Raw genomic sequence first — 20,594 nt, forward strand, 5'->3', positions numbered from 1 at the left:
GATGTAAGCAAAAAAGAAAGGGTCTTTATAAAGACCCTTTCTTACTTAAAGAATCAAATTTATCTAAGAAGTGATAGTACATACTGTGGAACTTGATTTGCTTGTGCAATCATCGCCATAGCAGATTGTGTTAATATACTATTAGTTGTAGATGAAACAATTTCATCTGTCATTGTAGCATCTTTAATTTGAGCATAAGATGCTTTTAAGTTTTCAATAGAATATTCAGTACTATTCTTAATAGACTCAAGTCTATTTTGGAAAGCCCCAAGATTTGCTCTCTGATCGCTTATCATCCTAATAGCATTTTCAATTTTTGCAAGTGACATGTTAGCATCAACAGTAGTTGTAACATTAACCGGAGAATTAACTCCCCCCTGAGCTGGAGCTGCCGCTGCCGCTGGTTCTTGTGCCCCCTCTTGCTGAGTTCCTGCCTGAGCTGGAGCTGCCGCTGCTGTCTGTGCACCCTCACCGGCAAAAAGATTAGGAACATTAGCTGCATAAATATTAACAGCAATAGCCTCATCTTGATTTGCACCCACATGCACTCTCAATGTCCATGAAGCTTGCGCTCCAGACAATGATGCTGGTGTATTAATTTTTGCAGGTTGCATTCCAAGCTCTTCCGCTGTTTTTACATTTTGAGCAGCAGATTTGTTTGATAACATGTGCATCTGATTATATTGAGACTGATCAGCAATTCTATTAATTTCATCTGTAAGTTGCTCAATTTCAATCTGAATAGAACCTCTGTCTGCATCTGAATATGTACCATTACCAGATTGAACTGCAAGCTCTTTCATTCTTACCAATACTTTTTCTACTTCATTCAAGTTCCCTTCTGTTGTTTGAATAAAATTTATAGCTTTTGAAGTATTCCTAGATGCCTGAGACAATCCTCTAATTTGAGCATTAATCTTCCCAGCAACACCCATACCAGCAGCATCGTCAGACGCACGATTAATTCTATACCCACTAGAAAGCTTCTCTTGAGTTTTACTAAGATTACTAGCATTAATGCCATTATTTCTTGAAGCATTAATAGCTGAAGTGTTATGATTTATGATCATATATCATTCCTCCATGATTATATTCTATAATTTTGGCAAATCCCTTCGCCTTTTAAAAAGGATATCACAAAAACAAGAAAAAAATAAATAAAACACCAATTTAAATTAAATTCATTACTTATTTTGTCTCTGTAAATCAAAAGATTTAAGAACTTCCTCTTGCTCCTTCATTCTCTTGACAGTGAAATCTAAAGTATTAAGTTCTCCCTCAACTTTTCTCTCTCGTTCCTCATATTTCTTCCTATAATCCTCAACCACATTCTTTTGATTAGGAATCTTAAGATCATAACTCCTTACTTTATTGTAAATAAACCCTCCAGAACTTACTAAAGGAAACAGATAGTCCCCAAGTATCTTAGCAAGTCCATCATCATAAAGTCGGTCCTCATTAAGATCAAACGCAAAAAGTTCTCTTACTGAGCTAATATTATTTTGTATTATTTCATTAAATTTTTTTTCATCAAGTTGCAAATAACGAGAAAGCCCACCAGAAGAAGATATAGAATTAGTAAATACTCCTATTTGGCTTATTATTGAAAAATTAGGATCATTAGTCCTATAACTATTAAATATAATTGACTCTAGTCTTGCCTTAAGATTTTTTAATGCAAATTCCGACCTAAGAATCCCCAAATTCTTGTATGCCTCTTCCTTACTCTCCTCACTTAAATAAGTCAATTCCTCTAGCACATCTGACTTTTTACCTTCCGTATTATCTTCATTGGAACTTACAATATTAATCTCAGCAAGAACTTCATTATAAGCCACAAGAAAATCTAATAAAAGTTTTTTAATTCCCTCATAATCAGGCTCAACCTGAGCAATAATAACTTCTTCCGATGCTTTCTTCAAATTTAATGTAACATTAGGAATTAAATCATTAATGGTATTTGAATCACGCTCAACATCAACTCCATCAAATCTTACCTTTGCATTCTCAGCAAAGCTTTTTGCATTTATTGGTAAATAACCATCTCTATTTCTTGGATCAAAAATCTCAATATTACGAATAGTGAATACCTTGTTATTAACTTTATTTTCAATATTTATTTCTTTCAAATCCAAAAGTGCCCCAATTTCAACCTCAACTTTTTCAAATTCACTTGAAACATTTATTGGAGGTAATTCCAAAGAACCCGAATTACCGTGTATTTTTACCATATTCATTTGAATATATTTTTTTTCCCTTAAAGGAGGTTTATGATCAGGGCCAAGATTAATTATGCTATCTTCACCCTCAACCTTAGCATCCTCAAATGTAGCCTTACCGGGGTTAAAAACAATTTCATTTAAAACCCCTTCATCATCTGTGTCATGATATTTAATCTCAAATTTAATTTTACTTCCACCGCTAATCTCAATATTTTCTGGAATATTTATTGAAATTTCTGAGAGAGGTTCCATTGTAATATTACCCTTATTAAGAGAAATATTATTGCTACTATTCTGTTGACTATTAATAATTTCTGTAAGATTTGGGGTAAAATTTGTTTCAAGTTCACTTAAAATGCCTATTTGTTTAGCAAGTTTTAAAGCTTCATCCTTCATAATAAGTTTATTAGATTCACCTTCCTTCAAAGATTGTAAAATTAGTCTACTATTCCCAGCATTATCACTTTTGACAACTTTTGCAGTTAAAAATCCCTTACCGCGATTATTAAGATCTCTTACAAGAGATTCAATATCTCCATTATTCTTAAACTTAATCTCTTTAGTACCAACTAAAAATGTATAATCTCCAGCAGGAATGGTAATCTCTTTTTGTTTAAAATTTGCAGATAAAAAAACATCTGAATTGGCTATTTGATTAACATTAATCCTATAAGTTTCATTCTTAGCTCCATAACGAGCAGACATAGAAAGTACATCATTATCACTAGACTTCCCTGACATGTGATTAAAAGGACTGTTAAGAGATGTAATTTGCTTTGCAAGTGAATTTAGAGTAGAAACCTTCCTATTAATCACCTGCCAAGCGATCTTTTCCTGTTCTAAGTGTTCAAGCTTCTTTAAGGATGTATCTATTTTAGCCTTATCACCCTTAAGCATCGATTCTCGTATTTCTTTCGTATTATACTTACTATCTACACCTGGAACAAAAAATCCAGAAGACATGAAAATACCCCCTGTACTAAAAAAGTTTAACACAGAAGACATGAAAACATTAATAATAAAGCTTAACTAGAAAACCAACAAAGTGGTTAATACATAAAAATCAAAAACATACTTAAGAAAATAAATACCTTTAAAAACACAACTGCTTATAGTAAAATTTAAGTTCATAGGAGAGTAAATATGGCAAATTTCTGTTTATTCAATTCAAAATCTGTGCTGACAGGAAATGATAAAATAGAAAATTCAGCTGTCCTTATTAAAAACGGTAAAATTTTTGATATCGTAACAGCCGAAAGACTTGACAAAATGGATCTAAAAGACTATGAAATGATTGATATTAAGGGAAACTATATAACGCCAGGTCTTTACGATAATCACATACATGGCTTTTGTGGCTATGGAACTGACCAATGCTCAACAGACTCAATAATTAAAATGTCACAGCATTTAGCAGAGTATGGAGTAGTAGGTTTCTTGCCTACACTTTATCCCCGTCCAATTGATGAAATGATTGAAACTATCAAAGCATGTATAAACGCTATAGGCAAAGAAAAGGGTGCTAAGATTTTAGGACTTCACCTTGAGGGACCATTTTTCTCTCCTGAAAAAAAAGGGGTTCATCCTATCTCTTATCTTCAAGAACCAAGCATCGACATCATGAAAAAATTCATAGACGCAGCAGGTGGTACTTTCATAGATTCTTTTGGAAGAAAAAGAACAAATATTGCTACAATGACAGTTGCACCTGAGCTTAAGGGAATGAGAGAGCTTGCAATGTTTTGCATGGAAAACAATATAACACTTCAAGCAGGACATACCAACGCAAAATATGAAAATATGATTGAGGCTTTTCAAGTAGGAATACTTCATACAACTCACTTCTTCAATGCAATGTCAAAACTTGACCATAGAAATCCAAATGCAATAGGAGCAGTCTTAATTCATGGAGATGTATCTTGTGAAATTATTGCTGACGGATACCATATTCATCCAAAACTTGTCTTAATGCTTAGAAAGCTTAAAGACATAAGCAAATTGATTCTTGTAACCGACGGTTTAACGCCAACACTACAGACAACTGGAAAATTAATCGCTAATGGAGATGAAGTTTACCTTAAGAGTGATGGTTTATTTCACACAGTAGAAAATGATACAATAGCAGGTTCATCTCTTACAATGATACAAGGTGTTAAAAATTTAGTAGAATTTGGCTATAGCTTAAGCGAAGCCATTCAAACAAGTTCATACAACCCAACAAGAATAATTAATCTTGAAAAAAAAGGATTAATATGTCATGACTACGATGCAAATATAAATGTCCTTGATAAAGACTTAAACTTAAAATTAACGATGATAGAATCAAAAATAATTTTTAATAAACTTTGATTTTAATCGTAAAAACAAGGAGATATGTATAAATGAGATTAATCATTAGACCCGACTATAAAGATATTTCAAAATGGGCTGCCAACCATGTAGCCATGAGAATAAAAGAATTTTCACCAACAAAAGAAAACCCATTCGTTTTGGGGCTTCCAACAGGTAGCTCACCTCTCGGAATGTATAAAAACCTAATTGAAATGAATAAACTTGGAAAAATTTCATTTGAGAATGTGGTTACATTTAATATGGACGAGTATATAGGACTAGATAAAAACCACCCTGAAAGCTACCATTCATTTATGTGGAATAATTTTTTCTCACATGTAGATATAAAAAATGAAAATGTAAATATTCTAAATGGAAATGCTACTAATCCTTACAAAGAATGCGAAGACTACGAGAAAAAAATTAAATCTTATGGCGGAATTATGCTCTTTGTGGGAGGAATTGGGCCTGATGGTCATATTGCTTTTAATGAACCAGGGTCATCTCTTCAATCAAGGACAAGAATTAAAACCTTGACTCAAGATACAATTATTGCAAATTCAAGATTTTTTGATAACGATATCACTAAAGTTCCCAAAAGTGCCTTAACTGTAGGAGTAGGTACCATTATGGATTCAAAAGAAGTTCTAATTATTGTAAATGGACATAATAAGGCAAGAGCACTAAAACATGCTATTGAGAGCGGAGTTAATCACATGTGGACAATTAGCGCCCTTCAACTACATAAACAAGCAATTATCGTCTCAGATGAAGTTGCAACACACGAACTTAAAGTTGGTACAGTAAAATACTTCAATGACATTGAAAAAAACAATTTTAATAACGATATATAAGGTTACTCAATTTCAACTAACAATACATAAACTAAACTAGGCTCTACAATTAATTTCTGCCTAGCTTGGTTTAAATTTTTTAAAATAATATTATTCTATTATCTCATTATATACTCTTGAAACTTCTTCCCAGTTTAAAGCCTTAAAGAACGCATCAAGATAATCTACTCTCCTATTTTGATATTTAAGATAATAAGCATGTTCCCATACATCAATACCTAAAATAGGGTCATAATCTTCCATTAAAGGACTATCTTGGTTTACTCTTGTTATTATTTGCAATTCCCTTTTTCCATGAAGAACTAACCATGCCCAACCACTCCCAAATATCTTCATAGCTGAGTCTTTTAAAGCCATCTTAAGCTTATCAAGATTTCCAAAAGTAGTATTCACATGTTCTTCAAAATTTTCTAAAATATTATCTTTATTTCCAGGTCTCAAGATTCTAAAATACATATTATGGTTAACATAACCACCACCATTATTTCTTATTGGTGTTTGCAATTCCTGAGGAAAACGCTGGATATTTTTTAATATACTTTCAATATCTTTAGAATAATTTATTTCTGTCTTCTCAAGGGCAGAATTTAAATTTACTGTGTACGCATTATGATGCTTGCTATGGTGAATTTCCATAGTTCTAGCATCAATATATGGCTCTACAGCATCATAAGCATAACCAAGTTCTGGCAACTTAAACATAAAATCCTCCTCTTTAGCCTTTTCCATGGCAATTTTTATATTTTTTACCACTTCCACAATGACAAGGCTCATTTCTTCCAATTTTTGGGCTACTTCTAACTATTTGTATTCCTCTAGCATTATCTCCTTCTCCAGAAACGAAATCTGTAATCTTTTTATGAGTAGCATTTATTTTCTTAAGAGGTTTATTTTTATAATCACTAGAATCAACATCAACTTTCATCTGCAAAGTTCGTCTTAAAGTCTCAACCTTAATATCTTTAACAAGTTCACTAAAAATTGCAAACCCCTCTTCCTTGTATTCAGTAATAGGGTTCTTATTAGCATAAGATCTAAGATAAACAGACTCTCTTAAAGAATCAAGATTTGCAAGATGTTCTTGAAATTTAAAATCAATATTTCTTAAATATTCATATCTTAAAAATTCATTTAAAAGCTCAGGTCCAATTAAATCTTCTTTTGCACCTAAATTGGCCTTTGCAATTTCCATTAATTTATCTTTTAAATCTAAAATACTAATGCCCTCAACAGAACCAATATTCTCCATCATGTAAGCAAAAATTGAATTTATTTCACTCAATACAGAACCCGTAACCACATCACCCTTAACCTTATCAAACAAAAAATCAAGATACTCCCTTAAAGAAAGAAGAAGGCGCTCCTTAATGTTATTATCAGCAAGTATTGAATCTCTTTGAGAATAAATAAACTCTCTATGTTTTGTTATAACATCATCATATTCCAAAAGATGTTTTCTAATTTCAAAATTTCTATCTTCCACTCTCTTTTGTGCATTAACCAAGGATCTTGTTAGCAAGGAATGTGCAATAGGCTCTCCTGTAGCCATTCCAAGTTTTCCCATTAATGACCTTAAACTGTCGCCTGCAAAAAGACGCATCAAGTCATCTTCAAGAGATACATAAAACCTTGAGCGTCCTGGATCTCCCTGTCTTCCCCCTCGCCCTCTAAGTTGATTATCTATTCTTCTTGACTCATGTCGTTCACTACCAATAACATAAAGTCCACCAAGCTCTTTCACTTCCTCATAATCTTTAAGATATAGCTCCCTTTCTTCCCAAACAGCCTTTTGAAACTCTTCAAGACTTGCTCCTGTTCCAATTTTCTTACGAACTCGGTGTTCAAGGTTACCCCCAAGCTTAATGTCAGTACCTCTACCAGCCATATTAGTAGCAATAGTAACAGAATGCTTTGCACCAGCTTCAGCAATAATTAAAGCTTCACGGAAATGATTCTTTGCATTAAGCACCTCATGTCTAATTCCCTTATTTTTAAACATGTTTGACAAAATCTCAGATTTCTCAATAGATACCGTCCCAACAAGAACAGGCTGTCCTCTCTTATAAGCCTCGTAAACTTCTTCAGTAATCGCATTAAACTTAAATTCTTCAGTATAATAAATAACATCATCCTCATCTATCCTTGCCACCAATCTATTTGTAGGAACAACTACAACATCAAGGTTATATATTCTATGAAATTCCTTAGCCTCCGTATCAGCCGTACCTGTCATCCCAGAAATCTTCTTAAACATTCTAAATAAATTCTGAAATGTAATTGTTGCCATAGTTTTATTTTCACTAGCAACCCTAACACCCTCCTTAGCTTCAATAGCCTGGTGTAATCCATCAGAATATCTTCGTCCCGTTAAAATACGACCCGTAAACTCATCAACAATCTCAACTCCAGATTCTCCTACAATATATTCCCTGTCTTTTAAAAAAAGCAAATGAGCTTTTAAGGCTTGCGTCATATAGTGAACATAATTAAAATTAGAGTCAATATACATAGACCCCTTAATTATGCCTCTTGAAACTAAAATTTTCTCAAGATTATTTAACCCATTTACCGTAAAAGATATTCTCTTACTCTTCTCATCAACCGTATAATCTCCATCAAGGTCATCAATCTCTAAAGGATAATCCCCAGTTTTTGGATCCTTAGAACATTCCTTTAAAAGAGATACCAAAGAATTAACTTCAAGATAAGCCTTAGTATCCCCCTCAGTAGAACCTGAAATAATTAAAGGGGTTCTAGCTTCATCAATTAAAATAGAATCAATTTCGTCAATAATACAATAATTAAAATTTCTTAAAGATTTCTGCGCTAAATCAAAGCGCATATTATCTCTTAAATAATCAAATCCAAGTTCATTATTTGTAACATAAGTGATATCTTTGCCATATTCCAATTTTCTTCTATCATAATCCATGTTAGAAAGCACAACACCAACACTAACTCCCAAAAGCTCAAAAACTGGTTTCATCCAATTTGAATCACGCTCAGCAAGATAATCATTAACAGTAACAATAATAACACCATCACCCGTTAAACTATTAAGATATGCAGCCTGTACGGAAGATAGAGTTTTACCCTCTCCCGTCTTCATTTCTATTATTTTCCCCTGATGAAGTGCAAGTCCTGCAATAAGTTGAACATCATAAGGTCTCTCCTTAAGGCGCCTCCTAGCAGCTTCTCTAGAAAGAGCAAAAGCTCTCTCTAGTATATTTTCTAAAGTTTTACCTTCCTTAAGTTCACTTTTAAATCTATCTGTCTCTCTACTAAAGTCTTCGTCCGACAAAGAAAGTGCCCAAGATTCAAGCTTATTGATATTTCTTAAAGCAGGAAGATAATTTTTCAAATCTCTCTTGCTTTTCGAACCAATAGCTGTCTCAAATATCGCTTTTAACATATTAGGTATCAATTCTCCCAAATAATTGACTTTTAACCATTTAAAATAATACCATCTAAAACATGAGAAAGTTTTATAAAATTTACATACTAAGTTTACTTTTTGTAATTATATCATGTAACCCTAAAACTTTAAACGAACTAGGAGAGAAGCAATTTAAAATACCATTTGGAACACTACCCGGAGAAATTGCACCACTTGAGAACAAATTTAACAATTCAAGCTTTGATATTAAAACATACAACGGACTCGTGTACATTGTAGAAGCAAAAGCAAACAAATTAATGATTTTTAATTCTTATGGGAAATTAATTCAAGCTTACCAAAATGGAATATTTAAAACAAATCATGACCTTAAAATCAAAAAAGTAGATTTTGAAAACATTCAAGCCATCTATCCATCAAAAGATTTTATTGTAGTGTCAGATAAACTTGACAACAGAAAAGCTAAATTTGATGAGAAGGAAAATATTGCATACTTTACGAAAATATTTATTTTAAATAAAGATTTATCTGTAGAAGTGCTAGGGCAAGAGGGCCAAAATGGAACACCATTTCCACAAGTTTATGACATAAATATTGATGATGGAAATCATATAGCAATAATAACTATATATAGTGAAGGGTATATCATATATTCTTATGATAACAATTTATTGCCTCTTTACAAGATTTATATTAATAAACATATGCTACAAATACCTGAAGAAGAAACTAAAAAATATAACATATCAATAGATAAAGTATTTTTTGAAGTAAGTAAAAAAATTATTTATGTAAAGACAACCTATTATGAAAACATTGGAACTAATGAAAATATTAACGATCTTGGCGTAAGGATTAAAAATCAATATCTCCACAAAATAAGTTTAAACAACAATAAAGAATTTGAAATAAAGGACAAAATTATCTTACCCAAAAATTTATTAGACGACCAACAAGAAAGTTTTATCAATATCATTGGAATTCAAAAAGATAAAATAATAGCATCTACTAACATAAAAAATCTGCTTAATACTTTAATATGGAGCTTGGATAACAAGGGACAAATTAAGGAACAAATGGTTTTAATTGAACCTCCACACCTTACATTTCTTGCTGAAAGTCTATCTAGGGATGGAATACTTAGCATACTTTATGGAGAAAAAAGTGGGGCAAGTGTTTATTGGTGGAATTTAAACACCTTGCTTAAATTATGACCCCTATTATTAGATTAACATCTATGCGAAACAAAGATTGCATAACAAAAAAACAAAGAAAGTACAAACAAAGATTAACTAAACACTTAATTGTCGGAATAATTTTTGTCATAATGCTATTTATTATAAAAATAGCATTAATTCCCGCATTTACAAAATCTGAACTAAGTTATAAACCTGTAGTAGTAATAGAACACACAAAAAAAAATAAAACTTTACATCTTAAAATCAATATTCAAAGTCAAAATAAGGACTTAGGAAAAGCTAGCTTAGAAGTATACTTAGATAATAAGCTTATTGAAAATAATATGATTTACATAGACAAGATTAACTATACATTATATACTAATGTTGCATATAGAAATGAGAGTTTATTAAATGTAATCCTAATAAATCAAAAAGGAAATAAGGCTTACTTTAGTAAAACACTAGATTTTGGAGGGTGAGCGATGTTGCAAATGTATTTTATATCAGTCTTACTTAATATATTGGGAGGCATAGTACTAGCATTCCCATTTTTAAGAGAAAAATTTAAGTTTTTCATTATATTTGAAGAATTTGTAAATTTAATTAATGATAACAAAAATATAAGAAGCATTTTCGGATCAGTATTTCTAGTAGCTAGCATCTTTGAAATAATTACACCTTATAGTTTACCAATAATTGGAAATTTACTTCCTGCTATTAGTTTATTTTTTATAGGATTTATTTTTTTCTTAAGCCAAAAGATTCCAACAAACATTCAAAACAATAAAGAATATGGAAAATTTAAATCTTTACTTGAAAGCAATAAGAAATTAATAGGAGTCTTTTCAATAATTATTGGAATAATTCACTTTTTTGCAGCAAAAGTACCTTTACTATAATTCAAATCAATATACTATCTACAATTTTAATTAATTTCTAAAAAATAATTAAAAACATGTAATAATATCACTAAAAAATGATAACATTATTGGATAAATTTAAAATGGTAATATCATTATAAAAGAAGGAGAATATGTCAACTCAATTTATGCATGTGTAATTCCCATCAAATATATTTAACATCATTGCTTAAAGGTAGACATATGTCATAAAAGGAGAAAAATATTATGCCAAACAAAATAAATATAAAATTCTTCGTATTTCCCACGTTATTTTTTTTAATAGCAGGATGTGCTTTTTTCAGAAAACATCAGGAAGTTAAATTAAGTGGAGAAGTTGGGATACAAACAGGAAATCATACACTAGAATTCATCGATGGAGAAAAATACATAAAAGAATTACCTGTAATATCTAAAAGTGCAACTGTGTCTTGGAAAAAGACAAAAGCAATGCCAATTCTTGATAAACAAGGAAAACAAATTTCTGCTCTTAGGGGAAAGATAGGTTATTCTTATGTAGTTTCTCCTATTAAGATGAATGGAGAATTGAGTGATACTGTATCGTTTTTAATTCTTGTTGAAACAACTGCAAAAGGTGACTTAGAATACATAGTTGACGACCTAAAACTAAAAACAGCAGGTGATGACCTAGAGATTAAAAACTCTGTGTTACTCCCACCTGAGCCATCAAGGGAATACGGTTATGTAACATCCTATCCTTTTGGAATGCTAATAAGTGATGAAGTTAGATTGGCATTTGACCATACATATATAAATGGAGAATGGAACTATATGATTGCTGAACTAACTTTAAAAAACAAAAAAACTCAAAGATTAGAAACCTATGAAATATCTTTAAACTCAAAATTTGTACATGATCTATTAAAAGAAGTGGCCAGATTATATCCAGATATTAAAGAACTAGCTTTTGATTTATTTAATGACTTAAAATAATGTGCATAGCGCATTATTTTTTGTGCCCTTTTAGTTTCGGTATCGAAAACAAAAATCCATACTTTCTTTAGATTGCTTACATAATTTTCCATTCGATGAAATATTATTTTTATTAAACTTTATATACTCATATAATCCCATTATTAACTTATTATTTTTAAATAATAATTCAAAAAATTTATATCCTTAAAAAGCCAAATCCAGAAGATTTAGCCTTTAAACAAAAGCCATGAATCACTACTAGAGCTAACCTAATCCTTAAGATCATAATATTTATCAAAGTTTCTTCATATGATATAATTGGATAAATTTTATAATTTTATCTTTAAAATAACAAATTACTTAAAAAGGATACAAGTACTAGTGTCAAAAAAATCAATTTTATCTCTTCTCTTTATAGGATTAAGTCAATTCCTGTTTGCAACAGATAAAATAGACCTATTTCAAGGTACTAAATATATTGTAAAAGAAAATATAAAAGTAGATGTTAAAAAATTACAACAAAGTATCTTTTTTGTACCAGCTGAAGTAGCAGTTAGCGCACCTTATATGGAATTAACAAACCCTGAAGGTCAAAAAATAAAAGAACTTGAAGGAATAACTTATTCATTTGTAAATGCTTTTGTCATTATTGGTTCAGCAGCTACTATTTCATTTGATTTGTCGAATGAAGCTTCTCAAAAATATGAAATAACCCAATTAGAATTCTTAACTCCTGATGATGGAAATTTTATATATTACTTAAATAGCATGGCAACCGGCAAACAAAATTCACAAAAAGAAGGCTGCACGGATGCATATTCTTTTGGAGTAATAAAAACACCCACACTTGCAAAAACGATTACTGGATATTATAAGCATCCGCATTGGTACTATATCATTGCAAGAATAACAGTAAAAAATAAAAAAAATGGGATAGAAAAAAAATATAAGATAAGAATCAATCCCAAGATATATAACGACTTTCAAAAAGAATTAAGAACAGTTTATAAAGATCAAAATTTCAAACATTTCCCAATACCAGTAGAATAAATCAACTTAAAAACATAAAAAGTTTTATTTCAAACCCACTAATATATAATATAAAAAATGAACAGACACAAAGAAATCATAATAAACTTTAAAAACTTAGAACATAATTTAATGATAATCAAAAACCATATTCAAAGGAGAGAACTAATAGCCACTCTGAAAGCTGATGCTTATGGACATGGACTTATTGAAACATTTAACTTTTTAAAAGAAAAAGGAATAAATTACTTTGGGCTTTTTTGGATAGATGATGCCTTAAAGCTTAAAAAAATTGACAAAAATGCAAAAATATTACTCTATATTAACACAGATAAAAGTGAAATAAAAAACCTGGTAAAGTACGATATTATACCCTTTGTTGCTGATTCTCAATACTTATCATTAATAGAACAAGAATGCTTAAGACAAAATAAAAAAATAAAGGTTCACTTAAAAGTTGATGTTGGCATGAATAGATATGGCATTAAGATAGAAAATGCTTTAAGCTTAGCTAGACAAATTCAGAACTCAAAATTCATAGAATTAGAAGGGGTTTGTACTCATTTGCCTACAACAGAAGATATAAAAATTACTAAAGAACATACAGAAAAATTTATATGTTTCATAAATGAGCTTAACCAAAACAGCATAAACCCCAAATTTATCCATGCATCCAACTCAGAACACACAGAAAACTATACCATATGTGAAAAATTTAATATGGTAAGACCTGGACTTATTTTGTATGGATACCATTCAAATCCAAATAGATCAAAAAACAATTTACATCTCAAGCCTGTATTAAGTTTATATTCAAAAGTTATATTTCTGAAAAATATAAGTAAAGGAGAAAAAGTATCATACTCTGGTCTATTTACCGCAAAAGAAGACATACAAATTGGACTTGTGCCTGTTGGGTACTTTGATGGTATTCCGCAAAATACATCTAACAATTTTTATTTTCTAATAAAAGACAGAAAATGCCCAATTAGAGGAAAAGTATGTATGAACATAACAATAATCGAAATACCTAAAGATCTAAAAATCAATATAGGAGAAAAAGTAGAAATAGTCTCTGAGAAATTACCCTTAGATGAACTTAGTAGAGCATCTGGAATAAGTAATTATGAAATACTCTGCTCAATGGGAAAACACGAGAACAAAAAATATTTATATTAAATTACCCAAAGAATCAAATTTTTGAAAATCAACCAAATTCCCTTTACTATCATAGATCCATTTACAAATCGAAATACCTCCAATGTCATCTCTTAATCTTAAGTCCGGGCCGTGATTTGTCTTCTTAGCGATCTTCCCAAATTTATTATACTCATATTTATACATACTAACCCCATGAACATCATCTTGTAACTGACCCAAGTTTCCAAAATTTTTCTGACTAATAAGCCTATTTTGTTTATCGTACTCATAAGCATATTCAAAAACAGAACTAAGATCCGCAACCAAAACTCCATTCTTAGAATAATTACTCTTAAAAGTCATATTTCCATTAACATCATAAGCAAATTTATACTTAAAAACACCTTCAACATTTTCTATAGGATTATCAAAATCTCCATAATGCTCTTGGGTTGCAAGAAGACCATCCTCATTATAAGAATACTTATAAATCATAACACCATTTAAATCATTTATTAAATTAAAATTTTTATCAAAAAAAAGGCTTTCAATCAAATAAAAATTACTATCGTACTTATAACTATAAACCGCAATACCCCTGAAATTATCCATTATCTCATATTTTTCCTCATAATTAGCAGGAACATCACTATTATAATTTTTATTTATTTTATTACTATAATTTATTACTCTTTTTTCATTATTTTGTATATAAAAAATGGTTTTCTTCATAGCATAACCATTTTGACTAATAGTTAAATTATTATTAGGATCATAATTATATTCTTTATGAAAATAATCTTTTTCTTTTAAATTATAATCATACCTATATATTGCTACATTATTCTCATCAGGAGTCAGATTGTGCTTAAGATCATAATTTAAAATTTCAATAATCTTGCCTTCAACATCATAACGATATGTCTTTATTGCAACAGAAAAAGGATTTGCATACAAATAAGATGCCTGGTCTAAGTATTCTTCCTTTATAATATTATGTTCGCTATCATAAGTTAATCTAAACCCATATATTCCATTTTTAGCTTTTATATTATAGTTATTATCATCATAATACAAAACCGTTTTTGTACGAGCAGAATCATCATAGACAACCCTAGTATAATGCACATCATTTAAATCCTTAATTTGAAAACCAGCTTCACTAAACCTATAAACATCAAAGCTATTATTATCATGATAAACAAAATAATAATAAAAAACTCCATATTTATCCCTTATGATTTCATTAGATTTATTATAATTAAAAATATTCTTAATTCTGCCCCCTGGAAGATATTCTATTTGCTCAACATAAACATCCTTTGCATTCCGCACAGCAAAACCTCTATTTAAAAACAAACGCCTTTCTATATTCTTAGAATGTTCTATTTTAATCTGATTTGCACAAAAAAAAGAGGGTATTAAGATATTGAGCTTGCCAATATAATCTACAAATACAAGCTTGCCTTCATTATTATAAGTAAACTTATATCCACATTCTTCTTCAGCTTCTTCTTTACTTATCTTATATTTTCCTTTTATTTTATAATTAATATCATAATCAACAAATCTATAGTAAACTTCTTTGGAAAAAAGATTATACGCCATAAAAAACATTATAAAAAACATAATTATTCCTTGATAAATTAACCTTATTTTGATAAATTTATTATACAACAATTAATATCATGATGAGGAGTTTAAGATGGCAAAACTTTCCAAGAATGCTCAAAGAGGTGGTTCTAAGGAATTATTAAGTAGATGGGGTGGGAAAATTATCATGAAATCTAAATTTGAAAATGGTAAGGTAAGACATTATGCTGAATGCCAGTCTTCAAAGAACATAGCAAGAAGACCTAAGGATTTATTTTAGTTATTTTTTATTAAGTCTATCTCCAAACTTTGTCCAAGCTTCATCTTGTTCTGTTTTACTATAGTCCTTATTCAATTTTGCTTCCTTAGAAGTCAAATTTTCCTTCTCTTTACCTTTTCTAACATAAGAATTCCTAATCTGTTCTTTTTTATCTTCTCTTTGTTTTCGTCTCTTGTCCAATTGCCTTTGCATTCTTTCATTTGGGTCAAAAAGACCTGCACTTTTCACCCCCACCTTAATATCTAATCTAGATAAAGCCTCTTTATAGCTTTGATGTTTCCCTGTCAAGAACAGAACAATCTTTTTTAGCAAACCCAAATCCTTGTAAGCAGAATTTAAAATACTAGACAAGTCTATTTTATATATCCTATAAAGTGGTAAAAATTCATTACTATTCTTAAAATATTTAGCTGCCTCTGTTTTTATTATATCTTTAAGATGCGTCTGTATATTCTGTGTTTTAGAAACTCTCCTATAATGAGAGACAATAAAATCAAGAAATGAAACTTTATTTTTAAAACAGTAATCATTAATATCATAATTAGAAATAAACTCTCTTAAAGTTTTATCCAGTCCTTCTTCCGTAAGAATAGAAGAAGAATTTTTACCACTTTTAAGAATTTTAAACAATTCACTCCTTAATTCATCCTTAATATCAATTAAAATTCGATCAAATTCTTTTAAAAACATAGAATAAACACATGGTTTATATAAATAAATACCAGACTTAATGCTAAATACTTTAGGTAAAACATCCTTAATCTTGGATTCAAAAAAATATTCATTGGCAACTTTTAAAAAGTACTCAGGTTCCGATAATTCCTCAGAATGCTCTTTAAGAATCTTTCTAAATTCATCTATATTAATAAATCCAGGCCTAAACTCCATTGTTTTTTCAATTGATTTTAAAGTTTCATCTATCTTAATACTTTCTACAGTCTTAAGCTCTTCTAAATTTTTTTCATTAGAGATATAAATATTTAATATTTCTAAGAAAGTAAAGTAATTTTTAGAAATATTAACTCCCTTCTTATTTAGAATCTCATCCTTATTCTCCAAGATTCCCAAAAGAAGATTATAAACAACCCCAACACCACTTATACTATCTTCTAAAATTCGATCATACTCGCTAAGTTTTAAATTTTTAGCCTTAACAAAAATATCTTTAACCATACTATTGGAAGCAATGCTAAATAAAATTTTCTTCATAAATTCAATAAAATACAAAGCTTTCCCTGATGGAACTATTAAAGAATTTAAAACAAAAATCTTGTTTAATGAAGCATTTTCTTGAAAGTATCTTAAGTTGATATCTGAATTGGAAATAGTAACAAATTTTTCCTCAAAAGCCAATAAATTTGCATCTATATTCTTAACCGTAAGCAAATTACTAAAAAGTTCTATTCCTACATAATGTTTTAAAAATAAATCCTCAATAGCATAATAATAAAAATCATAACTCCCCTCTTCTGTTATGATCATCCGATAAGGCAAAAACTCCCCGTCTGGCGTTACTCTATTAATAATAATTCCTCTTCTCACCTCATAAAGCTTGCGAAATAAAAAATCAAGCTCTCCCTTAAGGCTACGAATCTTAACAGAATAATCCTCTATAAATCCAGCATAATCTATACCATTTTGCTTATGCTCTACAATAATTCTTAAAATCATCTTCTGAGTATCTGAAGATATTCCTATCTGAGATATTAAAATATCCAGATCTTTATCATTGAGATAGAAAATTTCTGGTAATTTTTTCATTTTATACTTTCAATCTCCTCATATGAAAAACAATAATAGCATATAATAACCACATTAACAAAATAATTAAAGGGAGTTAAACACCTACAAACAAAAACATGTTATATAAAGCATACAAAAATAAAAAAAGAATAGAAGGTCCCCTGCTAAAAACTCCTTTAAATTTAACTATTAATAATAAAATTAAAGATACAGAAACCATTATAATAAAGTCAACAAAATAAATATCACTCATCAATACTGGTCTTACAAAACTACTACTAGCTAAAATCAATCCAATATTAAATATATTACTCCCAATAATATTTCCAATAGCAATCTCTGTTTCTTTTTTAGCCACAGAAAATAAAGAAACAACAATCTCTGGTATGCTAGTTCCAAAAGCTACAAGAATAATCCCAATAACTTTCTCACTAACATTAAAAATATTGTTTGCAATATAGACTGAACTATCTACTAATAATTTTGAACCTAAATACAAAAAATACATGCTTAAAACTAATGAAAATGCATTTAAAAATAAAAATTTGACACCATAATTACAATTAATTTCTTCTGTTTCTTTTGAAACAAAATTGTACTTCCTTTCTTCTCTGTAAAATAAAAATAGATAAAATAAAAAGAAAATGAAAATTATTAATGAACTAGTCTTATAATAAGGCATTTTAAAAAAAGCTAAAGCATTTATATCAAAAGAAAGCACTAAAAGGAGAAACATTAATAAAAATAAAATTATAAAAGAAAGCTTAAGTCTCTTAAACTCCGTTTCAATACTCAAAAAAATCCCCGTTAAGGGAAGTGCAAGTAACATATTAATAATATTACTTCCAATAATATTGGAAACAATAATTTCATTTTTACCTTTAAAGGATGCTATTAAGCTTGTAAAAAGCTCTGGTGCACTCGTTGAGAACGATACTATAGTAACACCAATTAAAAGATTAGGAACTTTAAAATAAGTGGCAATACTTACAGAACTCTTTAAAAGATAGTCTCCACCAAGATACAATAAAAATATACCAAATGCTACATAAAAAAAATGCATGTATTCCAAAATAATCTCCTTTTAAAATCACATTAATTGGTTAAGAATTCACTTAAATCATTCTTAACCATATAGTAAATGTTAGATGCATTCCAAAGACTAAATCCATTGCCTAAGGACTCCTTAATTCCTCTTAACTGATTAGAAAAATATCCTAAATATATTTCCTTACTTACATATCGTTCTTGACCAAGCAAAAAAGCTTGTACATAAGGCCTAATTATAGTTTTATTGAAAGAAAACACAGCAGCTCTATTGCTCCCCTCCTTATAAATCTTATAAGCACGGGTAGTGTAATACAATTCATTATTTAAGAAATCATTAGTATAGTGGGAAGGATAAAACATTGGAGAAATAACATCAACATAATCTGAAATCATAGAAACATTTTGTCCAATACTATTTGTAATAAACCACCCATTATTTCCGTAAATATCAATCGAAATAGGAATAGAAATATTTTCTCTAGCCATAATTAAAAAAGACTCAAGAGCATCAATTGCTCTCATATTATGCTTATTAAATCTCGAAGATATAAGAGAAACAGGCCCATCCGTTGGGAATCTAATATAATCAAACTGAATTTCATCAACCCCAAGAGACTGAATTTCTTTTGCGATAGATATATTGTAATCCCATGTATCTTTTAAGAATAAATCTACCCAATATTCCTTTTGAATATATTTAAAAGAATCACCATCATCAATCCTTATTATATTTGCCCAAGGTTGATTATTTGTTTTATTCCAAAGAGCATACTCAAAATTATTATAAGAATAAAGTTTTTTATCTTTAAATACAACAACGCGAGCAATAACATATATGCCAAGCTCTCTCGCCTTCTTTAAAATATAGGGTACATCAATTAAATTTTTAACAGCCTTTATCTTATTTGGAAGGACCAGTTCACTTGAATAAGTCAGAATACCGGTATCATCTTTAAAATCAATTATAACAGCATTCATCCCTAATTTTTTTATAAATTCAAACCTAGCATCAACAGCAGACTTATCTTTAAGAGTATAAGCTGTTAAATAAATAGAACCTTTATTAGAAGCAAGATTCATTCTCTTTGACTTTTCAAAAGAATCTTCTCTGTAAACAGAAAATTGACCATCAAAAGTCCATTTACCATTAACATAAGAATAAAAATGATTATCATAAGTTCTAACCAACAATTTTTCGACTTTTGAATTAGACAAATCAATAATTCGAACTATCTGCTTTTTAAAAGGAAACTCTAACTTTTTAACAATTCCTAAAGAAACATTAATTAAAATAATATCCCCATAAATTCCATAGGAACAATATAATTCACCTTGATTGCGCCTAGAAAACTCTATTGCACTAATAATATCATAATAACCAGCACTCAAATAAATTTTAGAAATTAAAGAATTTAAGCTTTTAAAATTCAAATTACCATTCATACTCAAATAGATTCCGCTATTAGAAGTTCCAATAGCAACATGCTTATTTTCTCCTTGAGATAATGCACTTGACGTAATATAAGAATTTTTATTAAAGCTATCTCTTCCAAACAATTTTATAAAGCTTTTAAAATAATTATGAGAAAAATAAACAGAATCACTCGTTGTTAAAAGAGCATTTGATGAATAAAAATCCTCATAAACCGAAGTTATCCTTTTAGGAACAGGTTTTGCAAAAGGATACACCCATCTAGTCTCCAACCCCTCCGGCTCAACTTTAAATATTGTATTATTATGCTTCTTGTACAATGCACCTTTATGTACAAAAAATAAATCATTATTCTTAAAATACCCAGCGTCTAACGAATACAAATGAAAGCATAATAAAAAACAAAAAACAAAAAAATAAATCAGACAAAAAAATATTCTATATATCTCAAACTTCATACAAACAACATCCAACCTTTTTTAAAATAAGCACTGTTTCAAAACAAAT

Annotated in this window: 17 protein-coding genes; 9 read left to right on the top strand and 8 right to left on the bottom strand. The window is 29.5% G+C overall.

What is annotated here, in order from left to right; all coding sequences use genetic code 11:
- Window positions 1–59 precede the first annotated feature (59 nt).
- Both DB313_RS00745 and fliD read right to left on the bottom strand, forming a co-directional pair.
- Entirely contained in the window at window positions 60–1,070 is a 1,011-nt protein-coding gene (locus tag DB313_RS00745; protein WP_120103961.1) for a flagellin N-terminal helical domain-containing protein, read from the bottom strand.
- A gap of 114 nt (window positions 1,071–1,184) precedes the next feature.
- Window positions 1,185–3,185, bottom strand: a complete 2,001-nt coding sequence (fliD, locus tag DB313_RS00750) for a flagellar filament capping protein FliD (protein WP_120103962.1) — start codon at window positions 3,183–3,185, stop codon at window positions 1,185–1,187.
- Between the two features lie 180 nt (window positions 3,186–3,365).
- Here fliD and nagA point away from each other — a divergent pair, with 180 nt between their 5' ends.
- Complete coding sequence (gene nagA, locus DB313_RS00755; protein WP_120103963.1) at window positions 3,366–4,571, top strand: N-acetylglucosamine-6-phosphate deacetylase; 1,206 nt, start codon at window positions 3,366–3,368, stop codon at window positions 4,569–4,571.
- A gap of 32 nt (window positions 4,572–4,603) precedes the next feature.
- Window positions 4,604–5,407 (top strand): glucosamine-6-phosphate deaminase, encoded by an 804-nt coding sequence (gene nagB, locus DB313_RS00760; RefSeq protein WP_120103964.1) that lies wholly within the window; start codon window positions 4,604–4,606, stop codon window positions 5,405–5,407.
- Window positions 5,408–5,497: 90 nt separating this feature from the next.
- Here the strand turns inward: nagB and DB313_RS00765 are convergent, their stop codons facing one another.
- Window positions 5,498–6,109, bottom strand: a complete 612-nt coding sequence (locus DB313_RS00765) for a superoxide dismutase (protein WP_120104638.1) — start codon at window positions 6,107–6,109, stop codon at window positions 5,498–5,500.
- Between the two features lie 13 nt (window positions 6,110–6,122).
- Window positions 6,123–8,819: a preprotein translocase subunit SecA gene (gene secA / locus DB313_RS00770; RefSeq protein WP_120103965.1), complete on the bottom strand. Its 2,697-nt coding sequence runs from the start codon at window positions 8,817–8,819 to the stop codon at window positions 6,123–6,125.
- A 62-nt stretch (window positions 8,820–8,881) separates the two neighbouring features.
- On the opposite strand from secA, the gene DB313_RS00775 reads away from it, so the two are divergent.
- The 6 genes from DB313_RS00775 to alr all read left to right on the top strand — a co-directional run bounded on the left by DB313_RS00775 (window position 8,882) and on the right by alr (window position 14,028).
- The gene (locus tag DB313_RS00775) at window positions 8,882–10,018 is read left to right on the top strand and encodes an LIC_12708 family protein (RefSeq protein ID WP_120103966.1); all 1,137 of its coding nucleotides are present in this window, start codon (window positions 8,882–8,884) and stop codon (window positions 10,016–10,018) included.
- Between the two features lie 23 nt (window positions 10,019–10,041).
- Window positions 10,042–10,464, top strand: coding sequence for a hypothetical protein (locus DB313_RS00780; protein WP_120104639.1), 423 nt, complete (start codon window positions 10,042–10,044; stop codon window positions 10,462–10,464).
- A gap of 3 nt (window positions 10,465–10,467) precedes the next feature.
- Window positions 10,468–10,884: a hypothetical protein gene (locus DB313_RS00785; protein ID WP_120103967.1), complete on the top strand. Its 417-nt coding sequence runs from the start codon at window positions 10,468–10,470 to the stop codon at window positions 10,882–10,884.
- 228 nt (window positions 10,885–11,112) lie between these two features.
- Window positions 11,113–11,838 (top strand): S2/P23 family protein, encoded by a 726-nt coding sequence (locus tag DB313_RS00790; RefSeq protein WP_120103968.1) that lies wholly within the window; start codon window positions 11,113–11,115, stop codon window positions 11,836–11,838.
- A 363-nt stretch (window positions 11,839–12,201) separates the two neighbouring features.
- A complete protein-coding gene (locus DB313_RS00795) occupies window positions 12,202–12,870 on the top strand; it encodes a BB0158 famile outer surface lipoprotein (RefSeq protein WP_238614505.1) in 669 nt (222 codons plus the stop codon).
- Window positions 12,871–12,927: 57 nt separating this feature from the next.
- Window positions 12,928–14,028 carry an alanine racemase gene (gene alr / locus DB313_RS00800; RefSeq protein WP_120103969.1) on the top strand — a complete coding sequence of 367 codons (1,101 nt, stop codon included), beginning with the start codon at window positions 12,928–12,930 and terminating at the stop codon, window positions 14,026–14,028.
- Here alr and DB313_RS00805 read toward each other — a convergent pair.
- Window positions 14,020–15,618: a hypothetical protein gene (locus tag DB313_RS00805; protein WP_174220827.1), complete on the bottom strand. Its 1,599-nt coding sequence runs from the start codon at window positions 15,616–15,618 to the stop codon at window positions 14,020–14,022. The two genes, alr and DB313_RS00805, sit on opposite strands and share 9 nt — an antisense overlap.
- A gap of 76 nt (window positions 15,619–15,694) precedes the next feature.
- Between DB313_RS00805 and DB313_RS00810 the strand changes: the two genes are divergently transcribed.
- Window positions 15,695–15,862 carry a hypothetical protein gene (locus DB313_RS00810; protein ID WP_120103971.1) on the top strand — a complete coding sequence of 56 codons (168 nt, stop codon included), beginning with the start codon at window positions 15,695–15,697 and terminating at the stop codon, window positions 15,860–15,862.
- Here the strand turns inward: DB313_RS00810 and DB313_RS00815 are convergent, their stop codons facing one another.
- The 3 genes from DB313_RS00815 to DB313_RS00825 form a co-directional block, all read right to left on the bottom strand.
- Window positions 15,863–17,623, bottom strand: coding sequence for a hypothetical protein (locus tag DB313_RS00815; protein WP_120103972.1), 1,761 nt, complete (start codon window positions 17,621–17,623; stop codon window positions 15,863–15,865).
- A gap of 76 nt (window positions 17,624–17,699) precedes the next feature.
- Window positions 17,700–18,677 (bottom strand): calcium/sodium antiporter, encoded by a 978-nt coding sequence (locus DB313_RS00820; RefSeq protein WP_120103973.1) that lies wholly within the window; start codon window positions 18,675–18,677, stop codon window positions 17,700–17,702.
- Between the two features lie 23 nt (window positions 18,678–18,700).
- Window positions 18,701–20,545: a putative glycoside hydrolase gene (locus DB313_RS00825; protein WP_174220828.1), complete on the bottom strand. Its 1,845-nt coding sequence runs from the start codon at window positions 20,543–20,545 to the stop codon at window positions 18,701–18,703.
- Window positions 20,546–20,594: the final 49 nt, after the last annotated feature.

Origin of the sequence: Borrelia turcica IST7, assembly GCF_003606285.1 — a bacterium.
Classification (GTDB): domain Bacteria; phylum Spirochaetota; class Spirochaetia; order Borreliales; family Borreliaceae; genus Borrelia; species Borrelia turcica.

Bases quoted from the DNA above. Each gene is read 5' to 3' on its own strand.
- DB313_RS00745 (WP_120103961.1), bottom strand. From the start codon at position 1,070: ATGATCATAAATCATAACACTTCAGCTATTAATGCTTCAAGAAATAAT.
- fliD (WP_120103962.1), bottom strand. From the start codon at position 3,185: ATGTCTTCTGGATTTTTTGTTCCAGGTGTAGATAGTAAGTATAATACG.
- nagA (WP_120103963.1), top strand. From the start codon at position 3,366: ATGGCAAATTTCTGTTTATTCAATTCAAAATCTGTGCTGACAGGAAAT.
- nagB (WP_120103964.1), top strand. From the start codon at position 4,604: ATGAGATTAATCATTAGACCCGACTATAAAGATATTTCAAAATGGGCT.
- DB313_RS00765 (WP_120104638.1), bottom strand. From the start codon at position 6,109: ATGTTTAAGTTGCCAGAACTTGGTTATGCTTATGATGCTGTAGAGCCA.
- secA (WP_120103965.1), bottom strand. From the start codon at position 8,819: ATGTTAAAAGCGATATTTGAGACAGCTATTGGTTCGAAAAGCAAGAGA.
- DB313_RS00775 (WP_120103966.1), top strand. From the start codon at position 8,882: ATGAGAAAGTTTTATAAAATTTACATACTAAGTTTACTTTTTGTAATT.
- DB313_RS00780 (WP_120104639.1), top strand. From the start codon at position 10,042: ATGCGAAACAAAGATTGCATAACAAAAAAACAAAGAAAGTACAAACAA.
- DB313_RS00785 (WP_120103967.1), top strand. From the start codon at position 10,468: ATGTTGCAAATGTATTTTATATCAGTCTTACTTAATATATTGGGAGGC.
- DB313_RS00790 (WP_120103968.1), top strand. From the start codon at position 11,113: ATGCCAAACAAAATAAATATAAAATTCTTCGTATTTCCCACGTTATTT.
- alr (WP_120103969.1), top strand. From the start codon at position 12,928: ATGAACAGACACAAAGAAATCATAATAAACTTTAAAAACTTAGAACAT.
- DB313_RS00805 (WP_174220827.1), bottom strand. From the start codon at position 15,618: ATGTTTTTTATAATGTTTTTTATGGCGTATAATCTTTTTTCCAAAGAA.
- DB313_RS00810 (WP_120103971.1), top strand. From the start codon at position 15,695: ATGGCAAAACTTTCCAAGAATGCTCAAAGAGGTGGTTCTAAGGAATTA.
- DB313_RS00815 (WP_120103972.1), bottom strand. From the start codon at position 17,623: ATGAAAAAATTACCAGAAATTTTCTATCTCAATGATAAAGATCTGGAT.
- DB313_RS00825 (WP_174220828.1), bottom strand. From the start codon at position 20,545: ATGAAGTTTGAGATATATAGAATATTTTTTTGTCTGATTTATTTTTTT.